The sequence below is a fragment of the Tardiphaga sp. 862_B3_N4_1 genome (genome assembly GCF_051811085.1).
Taxonomy (GTDB): Bacteria; Pseudomonadota; Alphaproteobacteria; order Rhizobiales; family Xanthobacteraceae; genus Tardiphaga; species Tardiphaga robiniae.
Genome location: NZ_JBPWQB010000002.1, coordinates 497,143 through 512,279, shown reverse-complemented (window position 1 = coordinate 512,279; position 15,137 = coordinate 497,143). Strand labels below are relative to the sequence as shown.

10 protein-coding genes are annotated in these 15,137 nt (G+C 60.1%); 7 read left to right on the top strand and 3 right to left on the bottom strand.

The genetic code is table 11. The features are described from left to right. Nucleotides 1–84: 84 nt before the first annotated feature. The 3 genes from AB8B02_RS19660 to AB8B02_RS19650 all read right to left on the bottom strand — a co-directional run bounded on the left by AB8B02_RS19660 (nt 85) and on the right by AB8B02_RS19650 (nt 4,246). Nucleotides 85–1,284 carry an acetate/propionate family kinase gene (locus tag AB8B02_RS19660; protein WP_439064935.1) on the bottom strand — a complete coding sequence of 400 codons (1,200 nt, stop codon included), beginning with the start codon at nt 1,282–1,284 and terminating at the stop codon, nt 85–87. A gap of 9 nt (nt 1,285–1,293) precedes the next feature. Beyond that, entirely contained in the window at nt 1,294–3,696 is a 2,403-nt protein-coding gene (locus AB8B02_RS19655; protein WP_184511879.1) for a phosphoketolase family protein, read from the bottom strand. Nucleotides 3,697–3,772: 76 nt separating this feature from the next. Beyond that, nucleotides 3,773–4,246 (bottom strand): translational machinery protein, encoded by a 474-nt coding sequence (locus tag AB8B02_RS19650; RefSeq protein WP_244628303.1) that lies wholly within the window; start codon nt 4,244–4,246, stop codon nt 3,773–3,775. Between the two features lie 366 nt (nt 4,247–4,612). On the opposite strand from AB8B02_RS19650, the gene AB8B02_RS19645 reads away from it, so the two are divergent. The 7 genes from AB8B02_RS19645 to AB8B02_RS19615 all read left to right on the top strand — a co-directional run bounded on the left by AB8B02_RS19645 (nt 4,613) and on the right by AB8B02_RS19615 (nt 15,113). Then, nucleotides 4,613–5,746 carry an MlaE family ABC transporter permease gene (locus tag AB8B02_RS19645; protein ID WP_184519917.1) on the top strand — a complete coding sequence of 378 codons (1,134 nt, stop codon included), beginning with the start codon at nt 4,613–4,615 and terminating at the stop codon, nt 5,744–5,746. 2 nt (nt 5,747–5,748) lie between these two features. Further along, nucleotides 5,749–6,528: an ABC transporter ATP-binding protein gene (locus AB8B02_RS19640; protein WP_231079407.1), complete on the top strand. Its 780-nt coding sequence runs from the start codon at nt 5,749–5,751 to the stop codon at nt 6,526–6,528. Nucleotide 6,529: 1 nt separating this feature from the next. Then, a complete protein-coding gene (locus AB8B02_RS19635) occupies nt 6,530–7,636 on the top strand; it encodes an ABC-type transport auxiliary lipoprotein family protein (RefSeq protein WP_439064934.1) in 1,107 nt (368 codons plus the stop codon). Between the two features lie 443 nt (nt 7,637–8,079). Continuing rightward, nucleotides 8,080–9,516: a PLP-dependent aminotransferase family protein gene (locus tag AB8B02_RS19630; RefSeq protein WP_439064933.1), complete on the top strand. Its 1,437-nt coding sequence runs from the start codon at nt 8,080–8,082 to the stop codon at nt 9,514–9,516. A 346-nt stretch (nt 9,517–9,862) separates the two neighbouring features. Continuing rightward, on the top strand, nt 9,863–11,470 hold the full coding sequence (locus tag AB8B02_RS19625; RefSeq protein WP_439065903.1) for an ABC transporter substrate-binding protein: 1,608 nt from the start codon (nt 9,863–9,865) through the stop codon (nt 11,468–11,470). Between the two features lie 74 nt (nt 11,471–11,544). After that, entirely contained in the window at nt 11,545–13,545 is a 2,001-nt protein-coding gene (locus AB8B02_RS19620; protein WP_439064932.1) for a hydantoinase/oxoprolinase family protein, read from the top strand. Further along, entirely contained in the window at nt 13,542–15,113 is a 1,572-nt protein-coding gene (locus tag AB8B02_RS19615; RefSeq protein WP_439064931.1) for a hydantoinase B/oxoprolinase family protein, read from the top strand. The genes AB8B02_RS19620 and AB8B02_RS19615 overlap by 4 nt, the downstream gene beginning before the upstream one ends. Nucleotides 15,114–15,137 lie beyond the last annotated feature (24 nt).

Here is a 15,137-nt window from a genome sequence, read left to right as displayed (position 1 = left end):
GGTGCCTCGTTGGTTATACGGTGCGGACGCGTAGCAATGCCTGTCGAATTTTCGCGATCTTGTTTGAAGTAGAAAATGACTCTCCTAAGTTGAAGCGGATTCGCAATCAGCTAAGTCTCGTACGCAGTAACGCGCGATGATCAATTCCTCGTTCGTCGGAATGATCCTTATTTCAATTCTGCTGTCCCTAGTGCTGATGCACGCGAATCCGGCATCGTTTGCTTCTGCATCGACGGTGAGACCCAACCAGTTCAACTGTTCGCAAACGCGCCGTCGAATTTCCTGTGCGTGCTCGCCAACCCCGCCGGTGAAGATCAGGCAATCCAGACCACCAAGGCTATTGACCATCATCGCCGTTTCTCTGGCGATGGAAGCCACGAACAGATCGATGGCTTCGGAGGCATGCGGGTCTTTACTGGCGAGCAGTGCTCGCATGTCGCCTGACAATCCCGACACTCCAAGCAGCCCAGATTCTCGGTAGAGCAGATTTTCAAGATCGGCTGTCGACATTCCGCGGTCTTGTTGCAGATAGAGGAGCACGCCAGGATCAATGGCGCCGCAGCGGGTGGCCATCACCAGGCCGTCGAGTGGGGTAAAGCCCATCGTGGTGTCGATACTGGCACCGCCACGCATGGCGCATAGGCTGGCGCCGCTGCCCAGATGTGCAATAATGCACCGTTTTTCGGCGGGAGATGGTGAGAGTTCCTGGAGTCGTTCGGCGATGAACTCGAACGACAGTCCATGAAATCCATAGCGGCGGATGCCGGTGTCGTGGAGCTGGCGTGGAATGGCAAAGCGGGTGGCGGAGGCGGGAAGTGAGTGGTGGAACGCCGTGTCGAAGCAGGCGATTTGAGGCAGTTCCGGGCGTTCGGTCATGATGGCACGTATCGGCGATAGACAGCGTGGCTGATGCACCGGCGCCATCGGTGTCAGCTTGGCAAGCTCATTGACTATCGATCCCGTCAATCGGACCGGCGTTGCGAAGGCCAATCCGCCATGCACCACGCGATGACCAACTGCAATCAGATCGTCACTGGCAAGATAGCCATCGACCCAGTTCAACGCATCGAGCAGCAGCTCTTCTCCGTGGCCGTCTGCGACCTTGCGATGCCGATCATAGAGAATGGCTCCATCGGTCTCCTTGATCGTCAGGCGCGGTTCGACCTCGTGTTCGTCCAGACTCCCTCGGCAGAGCAATCTCGGCCCCCCATCCGATGCGATGTCGAATAGCGCAAGCTTGATGCTTGAAGAGCCGGAGTTCACGACAAGGACGGCATCTGGCATTGTTTGTCCTCAGTCGGCGGTGTGCTTGGTGAAGCGGTCTGGCCAGCTCCAATCGCGAATCTGCGGCATGTCCTCGCCATGGGCGCGCACATAAGTTGTGTGCTCAAGCAGCTTGTCGCGAAACTGCTGCTTGATCGCCGCTGCTGTGATGCCGAGGCGAGGAACGCGTTCGATGACGTCGATGGCGAGATGGAAGCGGTCGAGCCGGTTCAGCACCACCATGTCAAACGGCGTAGTCGTCGTCCCTTCCTCCTCGAAGCCATGTACATGCATGCCGGCATGGTTGGCGCGGCTGTAGGTCAGGCGGTGGATCAGGTTGGGATAACCATGAAAGGCGAAGATCACCGGCTTGTCCCGGGTGAACATGCCATCAAAGTCGCGGTCATCCAGTCCGTGCGGGTGCTGCGTCTTGGGTTGCAGCGTCATCAAATCGACGATGTTGACGACGCGGACCTTCAAGTCGGGTACGGCTTGCCGCAATAGGTCCACCGCAGCCATGGTTTCCAGGGTAGGCACGTCGCCACAGCAGGCCATCACGACATCCGGTTCGCTGCCTGTGTCTTCGGTGCCAGCCCAAGGCCAGATACCGATCCCGGCATCGCAATGGGTCGCAGCATTGTCCATGCTCAGCCATTGCGGCGACGGCTGCTTGCCGGCAACGATCACGTTGATGCGGTCGTAAGTACGGAGCACGTGATCGGTGATCCAGAGCAGGGTGTTTGCGTCCGGCGGAAAGTAGATCCGGACGATATCGGCCTTCTTGTTGGCGACCAGATCGACAAAGCCCGGATCCTGGTGACTGAAGCCATTATGGTCCTGGCGCCAGACATGGGATGTGAGGAGATAGTTCAGGGAGGCAACGGGACGTCTCCAGGGCAGCGCCCGGGACACTTTCAACCACTTAGCGTGCTGATTGAACATCGAGTCGACGATATGGATAAAGGCCTCATAGCAGGACATCAGTCCGTGGCGACCGGTCAGCAGATAGCCTTCCAGCCAGCCCTGGCAAAGATGCTCGCTGAGGACTTCCATCACCCGGCCGTCCTGGGCGAGATGGACATCGTAAGGTTCGATACCCTCCATCCAGACGCGCTCGGTCACATCGAATACCGCGTCGAGCCGATTCGATGCTGTCTCGTCTGGACCCATGATGCGGAAGTTGCGCGCATCTGCGTTCAGCTTGATGACGTCGCGCAGGAATTGCCCCATCACGCGGGTCGCTTCGCCTTCGGTCCCGCCGGGATGGGGAACATCGATGGCGTAGTCGCGGAAGTCAGGCAGCTTCAGCTCGCGCTTCAGCAAACCGCCGTTGGCATGAGGATTCGCTCCCATGCGCCGGCGACCCTGCGGCGCCAGAGCCTGCAACTCAGGTAGCAGCCGGCCGGCTTTGTCGAACAGATCGTCGATCCGGTAGCTGCGCATCCATTCTTCGAGCAGACTGAGATGTTCGGGATTGCCGCGCGGGTTGACAATCGGTACCTGGTGAGCGCGCCAGAAACCTTCGACCTTCAAGCCGTCGACTTCCTTGGGGCCGGTCCAGCCCTTTGGACTGCGCATGACGATCATGGGCCATTTCGGCCGATCCACCGTTGCGCGACCGTCACGAGCGGAAGCCTGGATCGCACGAATCCTGTCGATCGCGCGCTCAAGCGTGTGTGCCATCAGCGGGTGCATCATGGCGGGATCGCTGCCCTCGACGAACATCGGCTCATGACCGTAGCCATGAAACAGATGGCGTATTTCGTCGTCGCTCATCCGCCCCATCACAGTGGGATTGGCAATTTTATAACCGTTGAGATGAAGAATGGGCAGTACCGCGCCGTCATGCTTCGGGCTCAAGAACTTGTTGGAGTGCCATGACGCGGCGAGGGGGCCTGTCTCCGCTTCGCCGTCTCCGACGACACAGGTGACGATCAGGTCGGGATTGTCGAAGGCCGCGCCGTAGGCGTGCACCAGCGCATAGCCGAGTTCGCCGCCCTCATGGATGGAACCGGGAGTTTCCGGAGCCGCATGACTGGGAATGCCTCCCGGAAACGAGAACTGTCGAAACAGTTTCTGCAGTCCGTCTTTGTCCTGGGTAATGTCCGGATAGACCTCGCTATAGGTGCCTTCCAGATATGTATTTGCGACCATCCCCGGGCCGCCATGGCCGGGCCCGCAGATATAGATCATGTCGAGGTCGTGGGCGCGAATAACGCGATTCAGATGCGCGTAGATGAAGTTTAGCCCAGGCGTGGTTCCCCAATGGCCGAGCAGGCGAGGCTTGATGTGGTGCTTGCGCAACGGCTCACGCAGCAGGGCATTGTCGAGCAGATATATCTGACCCACCGACAGGTAATTTGCGGAGCGCCAATAGCGATCAATCAATTGCACCTCGCCGGTGCTGAGGAAAGCTTCTCCATAACGTGGCATATGCTGCACCTTGATCCAGTCGCCGCGCGGCGGCAAATATTTGCCGCCAATACTCGCAATAGCTTTGCCGTAAATTTCAGCGGCTTGCGGGCGCGTCGCCGCGCAATGTACCGATCTTGAAGAGTTTCTTGGCGTAAGCGACGATTTGGCCATCGGTGGGATGGTCAACGGCCTCGACGCCGATAATGCGACCGCCGATATGCGTATGCTCTCGCAGATAGGTCGCCAGTTCGGTTTTCGCCTGCGCCGGACCAATGATCAGAATCTCACCGGCATCGCTCACCGCGTCCGCCACGTCTTTCATCAATCCCCTGTCTTCGTGGATATGACCGCTTCCGATTTCGTTGGCCTTGTGATGAATGTGGCGTGTCTCGAACGTTGGATGGAGATCGAGTTGATCCGTCCCGGTGAGGCCGACATGGAATATCTTCGCTTCGCGATGGTCGATCCAAACGACCGCATGAAAATGATGCATCTTGTTTCCTTGTTTGCGGTTTGCTGCGTCTAACTTGCTCTTGCAGCCGTGGTATCCTCCGCAGAAGCGAGGCACATGCTTGCTGTTGCGGAGTATCGTCGCAGAACAGTACGGCAAACGGCGAGTGGCCGTTTGACATACGTCAAACAGCTGTCACGTCAGAAACGATCTAATTGAATAAGACCACGAACACGCGCGGATGATCGACTTCACTTCATCCAAACCGCCAGAGCGGCGGAAGTTCCGAAGATAAGTTTACAGGCCGATGATATACGGAGTTTCGTTCCGGTGATCAGGCAGAAGGAACTTCGTTGTATGATTTGAGGGCGATCCGTGTCACCCAACATGTGGCCTCCGCTTCAACCCGCGTGTCGTCCTGCTGACGACGCTCGATGGCGCCTCCACTGGCCTATTTTGGCATAAGCGCAGGAGATCGTCGTGATGAATGCACCTTTGCTGATAGCAAGCGCCAATGGCGATGCGCTCGAATTGCGCCCTATAGGAAGTTGGACCGTCGTCAATGCGGCAACTCTGGAGCAACTATCTACCAGCATCGCGCCACAGCTCGCGCGGGCACGGTCGGTAACCGTGAACATGTCCGGCGTCCGGGAGCTCGACACGTTGGGCGCTTGGCTTATCGAGCGAATATCGCGACATTTGGCCGGCGGCGGCCAGCGCGCGCGCATTGTGGGAGCTGCAGAAGACTATATCGATCTGATCGAAGAATTGAGACAGGTCAATCGACGACGTAATCCGGATCCCACAGAGCGTAACTCCATCGCCGACAGATTGGAAATGCTGGGTCGGGCGGCGCTGGCGGCAGTTCTGGATCTGTCAGCTTTCCTTCAAATGCTCGGCGCGATTTGTCTGGCCGCTGTCGGTGTGTTTCGCCGTCCGAGATCATTTCGGCTGACATCATTGGTTTACCAGATCTATCGGGTCGGCTGGCAGGCGCTTCCGATCGTGGTCCTGATTACATTTCTGATCGGCGCCATTATCGCGCAGCAAGGCATCTTCCACTTCCGCAAGTTTGGCGCGGAGGCTTATGTGGTCGATATGGTAGGGATCCTGGTGTTGCGTGAACTGGGGGTTCTCATCGTTGCAATCATGGTCGCCGGAAGATCCGGAAGCGCCTACACCGCTGAACTAGGCTCCATGAAGATGCGCGAGGAGATTGATGCTCTATCGACGATGGGCCTTGATCCAGTCGATGTTCTGATCCTGCCTCGCGTCGTCGCGTTGATCGTCGCATTGCCGATCCTGGCCTTCGTAGGGGCGGTCGCGGCGCTTTACGGGGGAGGCCTCGTCGCATGGTTTTATGGGGGTATGTCGCCGGTGACATTCATAGCCCGGCTACATGAGGCGATCTCGGTGACGCATTTCGAAGTGGGTATCATCAAGGCGCCATTCATGGCGCTGGTGATCGGGATCGTCGCGTGCAGCGAGGGGCTTCGCGTGAAAGGTAGCGCTGAATCCCTAGGCAAACAAACAACGACATCTGTCGTGAAATCGATCTTTCTCGTCATCGTTCTCGACGGGCTATTCGCCGTGTTTTTCGCGTCGATAGGAATGTAACGATGCAGGAGAAAGATACGCATGTTGCCATCCATGTTGAGGACCTAGTTGTCGGTTTCGGCCGCCATATCGTCATCGATCATCTGTCACTCGATGTTCGGCGCGGCGAAATCCTGGGGCTGGTCGGTGCCTCCGGTGGCGGGAAATCAGTGCTGATGCGGACCGTGATTGGTTTGATTGAGCGGAATAGCGGGAAGATCGAGGTGATGGGGAACGATATCGGTCTGACGCCCGGGCGCCGGGCAAGGAATGTCGCTGCAAAATGGGGAGTGCTGTTTCAGCAGGGAGCACTGTTCTCGTCACTCACGGCATTGCAGAACGTTGAGTTTCCGCTTCGTGAGAATGCAACGCTCTCAGACGAACTCATGGCCGAGATTGCGAATGCCAAGCTTGAAATGGTGGGTCTCGCACCTGAGGACGGTGCCAAGTTTCCATCAGAGCTTTCCGGCGGCATGACAAAGCGAGTCGCGCTTGCACGCGCATTGGCGCTGGATCCAGCCATCGTCTTTCTCGATGAACCGACTTCCGGCCTTGATCCTATCGCAGCTGGCGATTTCGATACGCTGATCAAGACGTTGCAGAAGACGCTGGGACTCACGGTCTTCATGGTCACGCACGATCTGGCCAGTCTGAATACCGTTTGTGATCGCGTGGCCGCCCTGGCTGATGGAAAAATCGTCACGATCGGACCGATGAGCGAGCTGCTTCGATCCGAGCATCCATGGGTTAAGGCTTATTTCCATGGCAAGCGCTCCCTCATGCTCCAACCAAAGGCGATTTGATATGGAAACGCGCGCTCCTTTCGTCATCGTCGGCGCATTCGTTCTCGCAGCTATCGCTGCAGCGTTCGGCTTTATATTCTGGCTGCATAGCACCGGAAATTCAGGTCCGCGGACTGCCTATCAGATTCAGTTCGACGGCTCTGTGCCGGGTCTGCTGGTGGGCGCCGCGGTGCTCTTTAACGGCATTCGCGTGGGCGAGGTGACGCGTCTCGATTTGGCGGAGGATAGCCCCAGTCGCGTCAATGCAAGCATCTCCGTCGTGAACACCACTCCCGTTCGCAGTGACACAAAGGTGGGATTGGACTTCCAGGGACTGACGGGGGTGCCGGTAATCGCATTGGAGGGAGGTAAATTACTGACGAATTCCGCTCCCGTGACGATACTGGTAGCCGAACCCGGCGCTGGCCGCAGTATGACACAAGCGGCACGCGATGCCCTTGGGCGGGTCGACGGCGTTCTGGCGGACAATGCCGCGCCGCTCAAAAGCACGATCGCCAATCTTCAAGTGTTCTCAGAAGGACTCGCTCGCAACACTGGAAAGCTCGACGGAATTGTCAGCGGTCTGGAGCGAATGACGGGCGGCGGCGCTTCTCCGGTATCTAAGGTGACCTATAATCTTCGCGCTGCTGTTGATTTCCCGGCACCAACCAAAATACTTAAGGGGCAGCTCGCGATACCCGAGCCAACAGCTGTCGTCCTTTTGCAGACGCAACGATTCTTGTTTTCGCAACCCAAGGACACGGCGGCCTTCCCCGATGCGCAGTGGGCAGACAGCATCCCCAAGCTCATCCAGGCGAAGATCTTGGAGAGTTTCGAAAACTACGACGTAACGCATGCACCCACGCGGCCGCTGGACGGCGTTCAGCCCGATTATCAGCTTTTGATCGATGTCAGACGATTTGACGTTGGGCCCGATGAAACGCCCGCGGCAGAAATCGAGTTGTCTACAAAGATTCTGGATAAGGATGGAAAGGTCATGGCTTCACGGATATTTCACCAGAGCCAGAGGATTGAACAGCTGGATGCACCAGGAACCGTTCGGGCTTTCGACTCTGCTTTTTCAAACCTTGCCAAAGAGCTCGTCTCTTGGACTACCCAGAGTTTCTGACTTCGCAATCAGCAATGCTTGGCTTGTCCGCTTTTGGCGCAAAGCGGACCTTCATTCGTAAATCCGAGCCCTTGTGGAGGGGGAGCCGTTGGTGCAGGCCGTGATTGCAGATCGCTGATACGCCCGATGCCTCCAGGCTCCGGATCTCTTCGAAGAGCTTGAGGTAGAGGTCCGGATCTCGCGTATTGCGTGAGCCTGTATGCGATCGAGATTTTAACGTGCTGGAAGCGTCTTGGCTCCGATCTCAACCCGTGTGCAGGGCGCCTGGCGAGCTCGGCCATCGGGGGTGTACGGGCGATGTGGACGTCCAGCCTTCCGTGCTGCTACTTGTTCGGTCGCATTCATCTTGATCGTTTGTCCGGGCCCCGTTTCGCATGCAGAATTCCACTGGCCAGAGGAGGCGGATGTCGCTGGCGGGCATCCGTCTTGACCGGGCTTCGTCAGTGGCATTGCCCCAGCAAATCGCGGCGCAGATGCGCGACGGGATTCTGCACGGGACGCTGCCGGCGGGCACCCAGTTTCTCGGCTCGCGGGAGATTGCGCGCGAGCTCGGTTGCTCGCGCATGGTGGTGCTGAGTGCCTGGGACATCCTCTATGCCGAAGGCTATCTGGAATCGATGCCGCGCGGCGGTGTTTCAGTCGCCGCAGTCAGCCGCAGTGCGGTATCGCCGGCGGGCGTGTCTGTGGATACCTCTCGCATCGCCGGTCCCATCTCTCAACGCTGGCAGTCGCTGATTGGCTTCACCTACGAGACCAATTGGGCGTCCGATTTCAGCCCCGGTGCGCCCGATATCTCGACCTTTCCGTTCGGCGACTGGGCTCGGTTGCTGCGCCAGACGTCGCTGCAACCCGACAAGGAGGAATGCCTCGATTTGTCCCCCGCCGGGCTTCCCGAGCTTCGGCGCGAGATCGCGGATTTCCTCGGCGCGGTGCGTGGTCTCGTCTGCACGCCCGAGCAGATCGTCGTTACCTCGGGCACTTCCAGCGCGCTCGACCTGTGCAGCCGCATGATCCTCGATCATGGCGACGAAGTTTGGGTGGAGGAACCGGGCTTCGTCGAGGCGCAGTGGTCGCTGACGGCGGCCGGCGGTAAATTGGTGCCGATACCGGTGGACGACAAGGGGCTATGCGTCACCGAGGGCATTCGCCGCGCGCCGAATGCGAAGCTGATCGTGGTGACGCCGTCGCATCAATATCCGCTCGGCGTCAGCATGGGGCTGGAGCGGAGGCTGGAATTGCTTGACTGGGCCAATCGCAACGACGTCTGGATTGTCGAGGACGACTACAATTCCGAGTTCCGGCATCAGGACAGTATGATCGCGTCGCTGAAGTCGCTCGACCGCGAGCAGCGCGTGATCTATCTCGGCACCTTCTCCAAGATCATGATGCCGAGCTTGCGCTTAGGCTACATCGTCGCGCCGGAGCGCTTCGTCGAGATATTCACCAAGGGCCGCGCGCGCATCGACGTGCACAGTTCCGGCATCGGTCAGCGCGCGCTCGCCGAATTCATGCGCGAGGGCCATCTGCTGCGCCATCTCCGCCGCATGCGAAAAGTTTATGCGGAGCGGCAGAAGGCCCTGATGGATGCGATCCGTCAGTATTTGCCTGATGATCTCACCGTCGCTCCCTGTGCAACCGGTCTTCATCTCGTCGCTCTGTTCACCGAGCGCCTGAAGGCGCGGATGAGCGATGTGGAGGCGGCACGGCTGTTGAAGCAAGCGGGTCTCCACGTGCAGCCACTATCGCAGAATCATCTGGAGACGCCGATCTATGCTGGCCTCGTATTGGGCTATGGCCGCCTCAAGCCCACCGATGCGACGCGTTTGATCGCGAAAATGGCGCAGATTCTCGGTGTGGAGCCATCTGCGGCAAAAAAATAATTCGATCCGCCATATGCGGTTCCCAGCAGTGGCCGCGCGCCTGCGAATTGCTCAATCTTCGGCGGGTAGCTCCCTTGCCGCCGCGTAGGCGCGATCTCGTCGAACCATCGACGGCGCGACAACTGCCGCACGTCCTGCATCTGAGCGGATAGGCGCGTCGATGAGATCGTTGCTGTATTTGCGTGCAGCGCTTGCACTGTAACAAAGCACCTTGGCACCTCGCTCGCGCGTTACCCTGCGTCCGGCAATCTGGCCTAGTCGTTTCCGGTGAGTCTGGCTCTATCCGGATGCGCGCGATACGCCAAGATTTTGCAGAACGAGGTTCGACAGGGGACGGTGGCAGATGATGGCTGATCGCGGGCGTTTGTTGAGATTGACGGGCAGTGTGCTGCTGATGGCGCTCACACCAGCGGCGGCACAGGCGCAGACGCGGGCCGAGACCCTGCGCCAGGTGACCGGCAACAATATCCCGACGCTGGACCCCACCACGCCGGGTGCGACACGTGAGGCCTTTGGCGTTTCGACCAGCATCTATGACCGCCTTGTAGCCTTCGACCGCAAGCGCGACGAAAACGGCGTCTGGGTATTCGACCGCAGCAAGATCCGCGGCGAACTGGCCGAGAGCTATGAGGTCAGCCCGGACGGGCTGAAGATCACCTTCAAGCTGCGCGATACCAAGTGGCACGATGGTACGCCCGTCACTGCAGAAGACGTGAAATGGTCGCTTGATCGTGCCGTCACCGCCAAATCCATTGCCGCAGGGCAAATGGGCACGGGATCGCTGACCAAGGCCGAGCAGTTCGCAATTGTCGACGAGCGCACGATCACAGTTACTTTGCCAAAGGCGGATCGTCTGGCGCTGGCCAATCTCGCCACACCGCTCGCCCCGATCTTCAACAGCAAGCTCGCCAAACAGCATGCGACTGCCGAGGATCCCTGGGCGCAGGAATGGCTGAAGACCAATACCGCCGGTTCGGGCGCCTATACGGTCGAGATGTTCAAGCCGGGCGAACAATTGGTCCTGAAGCGCAACGAGAACTGGAAGAGCGGCCGTGACGGCAAGCTGCCTTACTTCAAGCGCGTCATCGAACAGACCATCGGCGATCCCGCCACGCGGGCCAATCTGATCGAGAAGGGCGATGCCGACATCGCCATCGATCTGCAGGCCAGCGACGTACCGTCGCTGCAGCAGCGCGGCAAGGTCAAGGTGGAGTCATCACCGCAGACCAACGGCTTCACCATGATTGCCTTCAACACGCAGATGGCGCCGTTCGACAATCTCAAGGTCCGTCAGGCCATCGCCATGGCGCTGCCCTATAACGACATGTTCAGCGCAGCAATCTTCAAACGTGGCTCTCCGCTGTTCGGTGCATCGTGGACGTCGCCGCCGAATGCCGACTTCCCGCAGCCGATGCCGGCGAAGACCGATATGGCCAAGGCCAAACAGCTCCTGGCTGAAGCCGGTTTCGAGAAGGGCTTCAAGACCACTTTCAGCATCAATGTCGGTTCCGCCGCCGTCACCGAGCCGATGGCGGCGCTGCTGAAGGAGGCGCTGGCGAAGCTCAACATTGAGGTCGACGTGCAGAAGCTGCCGGACTCGCAGATGTCGACACAGATCACCGAGAAGAAGCTGCCGTTCTTCACCGAAGGTTCCACCGCCTGGCTGCCGACCACCGATTACTTCTTCCGCAATTTCTTCACCGGTAACCAGCGCTGGAATTACAGCTCCTGGAATGACGAGCTGGTGGTGAAACTGGCCAATCAGGCTCGGTTCGAACAGGATCAGGCCAAGTATGACGAGATGGGCAAGCAGATGATCGCGGAATACGTCAAGGAAATTCCGCTGGTGCTGTTGTGGCAGGCTAACCAGGACGCCGTGATGATCCCGCAACTCGATGGCTACACCTACTGGTTTCACCGCCAAGTCGACTTCCGCGATCTCGCCCGCAAGTAAGCGAAGACGAACGACCCGGCGATGTAGCCCTTGTGCTGCATCGCCGGCCCTGAACGAAAGCGGGACCAACGCGCGTGACGAATATCTGGGAAATCGGAACCGACATCGGTGGCACTTTCACCGATATCATCGCCATCCGGCGCGACACGTCAGAGACGCGGATCGCCAAGGTGCCGTCGCGCCCCCACGCGCCGGTGCAGGCAATGCTGGAAGCCATCGAGGCTGTTGGTCTGCGCAAGAGCGATGTGAAGCGCTTCATTCACGGCACCACCCGGATCACCAATGCGATCGTTGAGGAGCGCTTGCCGAAGATCGCGCTGATCGCGACGAAGGGGTTCGAGGACGTTCTTGAGATCGCGCGCTATCGTCGCCGCGATCTCTATCGCCTGGATATCGCGCCAAAGGCCAAGGCGCTGGTGCCGCGTGAGCTGTGCTTCGCGCTCGACGAGCGCCTCGATCACGAGGGGCAGGTGCTGAAGCCACTGGCCGAAGCCGAAATCGAGCGCCTGATCGCCTGGCTGAAGGAGACCGGCGTGGAAAGCGTCGCCGTCTCGCTGCTGCATGCCTATGCCAATCCCGTCCATGAACAGATGTTGGCCGAGCGGTTGAAGGATATCGTCCCGCATGTCTCGCTGTCGCATGAGATCAATCCCGAAGCGCGCGAATATGAGCGCACGTCATCGACGGCGTTCAATGCGGCGGCGATGCCGATTGCGGTGGAATATCTGAGCGAGCTTGAAGAGCGTCTGCCCATCGGTCCGGGCCTGCAGGTGTTTCACTCCGCCGGTGCGATGATCCCGATCTCGGCCGTCAAGCGCCGTCCACTGGTGATGGCGATGTCTGGCCCGGCCGCCGGCGTTGCGGCCTCGGTCAGCATTGCGCGCCAGCTCGAGAAATCCCGCGTGCTCACTTTCGATATGGGCGGCACGACGACCGACGTCTGTCTGATTGTCGATGGCCAGGCAGAGATGGCCGACGGCAAGATGCTCGGCGATCGCCCGCTGCGTCAGCCGATGCTCGCGGTGCATTCCATTGGCGCCGGCGGTGGCTCCATCGTGCGCGCGGGCGCAGGCGGTCTGACCGTCGGGCCGGAAAGTGCCGGCTCCGAACCGGGCCCAGCCTGCTATGGCCGTGGCGGCACCAAGCCGACCATCACCGATGCCAATGCGCTGCTCGGCTATCTCAACCCCGAAACCAAGCTCGGCGACCGCATCGGCATGGATGTCGACGCTGCAGCCCGCGTGATCGAGCCGATCGCGCAGGGCCTCGGGCTCAGCCTTACCGAGACCGCGCTCGGCATCATCCGCGTCGCGAATGCCACCATGGCGCGGGCACTGCGCCGCGTGACAGTGGAGCGCGGCATCGATGGTCGCGACTGCACGCTGCTGGCGTTTGGCGGCGGCGGCCCGATGCATGCGGCGGGTCTCGCCGAACTCTACGGGATCACCGAGATAGTGGTGCCTGCTGCCTCCAGCGCCTTCTCCGCGCTGGGATGCCTGACTGCGGATTTTAGCTTCCTGCAGCAGCAGACGTTGCGCGTTGCGCTGGACGGAATTGACCTGGCCAAGGTCACGCAGCGCATCGAAGCGCTGGTCGAGCAGACCCTCGTGCCTCTGCTTGCCAACGCGATTCCGCGCGACTCCATCCAGATCGAACTGGTCGCGCTGATGCGTTATGCCGCGCAGGCCGATGCGATCCCCGTGCCTTTCACGATGCCGCTCGATGTCGATAGACTTCGGCAGGACTTTCTCGTCAAGCATCGCGAGTTGTTCGGCTACGCGACCAACGAAAGCTGCGTGATCGAATCCGTGCGTGCGCAGGCGCGGCAGCCCTCGACCACCGAAGTGAGCCGCCCGACGACAGTGTTGCGCACGGCGGTGGCCCCCAAGCGCCGTTGCTCGTTCGATGGCGCGCTGGACGTCATGACCGATGTGATCGATCGCAGCGCAATGACCGACGCCGTCACCGGTCCGGCGATCATCGAAGACGCGTGGTCCACCGTGGTGCTGCCGCCGCAATGGCAGGCGACACCGGATGCCAATGGCAACCTCTATCTCGCGAAGGTGATGTCATGAAGCTCGACCCGTTCGCCGTCGAGGTGATCCGCCACGGCCTGTCAGCTGCAGCGGAAGAGATGAGCCTGGTGATGACGCGTTCGGCACGCTCACCGCTGTTGCGCGAGGCCGGCGATCTGTCCTCGGCGATCACCGATGCGCAGGGCGAGCTGATCGGGCAGGGCCGCGACATCCCGGTCCATCTTGGCGCCATGGCCTATACGATCCGCGAATTGTTGAAAGTCGTGCCGGCTGCGACGCTGAGCGAAGGCGACGTGCTGATCTACAATCTCGGCGCGCTCGGCGGCAATCACCTCAACGACGTCAAGGTCGTCCGTCCGGTGTTCTTCGAGGGTGACATCGTTGCCTTTGCCGTCAGCCTCGCGCATTGGCCCGATATCGGCGGCACCTGGCCGGGCAGCTATCTCGCCAAGGCCATCGACACCTTTCAGGAGGCGCTGCGGATTCCGCCGATCAAGGTCGCCACGGCAGCAGGCGTCAGCGATGCCATAGTTCAGTTCCTCAAGGTCAATGTCCGCGATCCCGAATCCTGCGAGGGCGATTTACTCGGCCAGATCGCCTGCACACTGGCTGGCGAGAAACGCATCGTCGAATTGTGCAAGCAGCACGGCAAGGCAATGTTCGTGGCGGCGCTGTCGCGGCTGCACGATCTCTCCGAAGCCGAGATGCGCGAAGCCATTCTCGGGCTACCTGACGGCGTCTATGAAGGCGAGGATTTTCTCGATGACGGCGGCCCGGGCGACGAGCCGGCGCGTATCCATGTCAAGATCACCATCAAGGGCGACGAAGCGACGTTCGATCTGTCCGGCAGCTGCGACCGGGTCTCGAATTTCTGCAATACGACGTCCTTCATTGCGAAATCCGCGGTGGCCTATAGTGCGCGCATCATGAGCGGGCGCGATATGCAGCAGAATGGCGGCGCGTTGCGTCCGCTCACCATCATCACCCGGCCGGGCTCGATCTTCGAACCCGGTCTCACCGCACCGGTGGCGGCAGGCAATCACGAGACTTCGCTGCGTATCGTCGATGCGATCTTCCTGGCTATGCAGGACGTGATTCCGGAGCGGCTGTCGTCGGGCGGCGCCACCACGTCCGGTATGCTCTCTTTCGCCGAGCCGCGGCAGGATGGCTCCTGGAAGATGCTGTACGAGGTCCATGCCGGCGGCGAGGGCGCGCGGCACAACCGCGCCGGCTGCGCCGCGACCCGCGTGCATCTGACCAACACCTCCAACACGCCGGCTGAAGCCATCGAGGCCAACTACAATATTCGCGTCGAGCAGCAGGCGATCCGCTGGGGCTCCGGCGGCGCTGGCGCCTATCCGGGCGGCGACGGTGTCGTGCGCAGCTACCGCATCCTTGCGCCGAGCATGCATCTGACCAGTTGCGTCGAGCGCAAGCTTATTCCCCCGTTTGGCCTGAAGGGCGGCGCACCCGGCAAGACCGCACGCCTTACGCTCACGCGGGGCGGCGAGGTAATCGACGTCGAGGGCAAGTCGAACCTCGTGCTGCGACGGGACGATGTCATCACCATCGAGATGTGCGGCGGCGGCGGCTATGGTCGCGCATGATGCACCTCCGCAAGGACAAAAAGG

What these genes read in the sequence shown, in the direction of transcription:
- AB8B02_RS19615 (WP_439064931.1), top strand. Translation starts at nt 13,542, where the DNA reads ATGAAGCTCGACCCGTTCGCCGTCGAGGTGATCCGCCACGGCCTGTCA.
- AB8B02_RS19655 (WP_184511879.1), bottom strand. Translation starts at nt 3,696, where the DNA reads ATGCCACGTTATGGAGAAGCTTTCCTCAGCACCGGCGAGGTGCAATTG.
- AB8B02_RS19625 (WP_439065903.1), top strand. Translation starts at nt 9,863, where the DNA reads ATGGCTGATCGCGGGCGTTTGTTGAGATTGACGGGCAGTGTGCTGCTG.
- AB8B02_RS19660 (WP_439064935.1), bottom strand. Translation starts at nt 1,284, where the DNA reads ATGCCAGATGCCGTCCTTGTCGTGAACTCCGGCTCTTCAAGCATCAAG.
- AB8B02_RS19640 (WP_231079407.1), top strand. Translation starts at nt 5,749, where the DNA reads ATGCAGGAGAAAGATACGCATGTTGCCATCCATGTTGAGGACCTAGTT.
- AB8B02_RS19635 (WP_439064934.1), top strand. Translation starts at nt 6,530, where the DNA reads ATGGAAACGCGCGCTCCTTTCGTCATCGTCGGCGCATTCGTTCTCGCA.
- AB8B02_RS19645 (WP_184519917.1), top strand. Translation starts at nt 4,613, where the DNA reads ATGAATGCACCTTTGCTGATAGCAAGCGCCAATGGCGATGCGCTCGAA.